The organism is Bacillus haikouensis, assembly GCF_013179555.1.
GTDB lineage: Bacteria > Bacillota > Bacilli > Bacillales > Bacillaceae_B > Rossellomorea > Rossellomorea haikouensis_A.
Genome location: NZ_JABMCR010000624.1, coordinates 1 through 560, shown reverse-complemented (window position 1 = coordinate 560; position 560 = coordinate 1). Strand labels below are relative to the sequence as shown.

The window sequence follows — 560 nt, the reverse complement described above, 5'->3', positions numbered from 1 at the left end:
GATACTTTTCGCAATTTATTTGAGTCAGTTTCGGTCTTTTCGCTGGAAGAGCTTCCGTTTGTGGTCATCGCGTTGATTCTGGCTTTCACGGTCCATGAATTTGCGCATGCGTATGTGGCATACAAATTCGGTGACACGACAGCGAAGGATCAGGGAAGGCTGACGCTGAATCCTGTTCAGCATCTTGATCCGTTCGGCACGATCTTGATCTTGATTGCAGGCTTCGGGTGGGCCAGGCCGGTTCCGGTGATGCGTTCGCGTTTTAAGAATCCGCGACTGGCGGGCATTCTGGTGTCGGCGGCCGGCCCGCTGAGTAATTTCCTGATTGCGTTCATCGCGTTCGGAATCTTTTATTTTTTTGCGGGTGTAAGCGGTGGAGGAGTGCCTCCTTTCGTTGTCGACCTCCTGCAGATGATCGTCGAGTTGAACATCCTCTTGTTTGTGTTTAACTTACTGCCGTTTCCGCCGCTTGACGGGTATCGGATCATCGAAGATCTGTCACCTCCCCATGTACGGGTGAAGCTCAGTCAATATGAGCAATACGGCATCCTGCTGTTTCT

At 51.4% G+C, this 560-nt stretch carries 1 protein-coding gene; it reads left to right on the top strand.

What is annotated here, in order from left to right; genetic code table 11:
- Positions 1–42: 42 nt before the first annotated feature.
- Positions 43–560 (top strand): site-2 protease family protein (locus HP456_RS24735; RefSeq protein WP_172255935.1); only part of this gene is annotated, 518 nt, incomplete at its 3' end.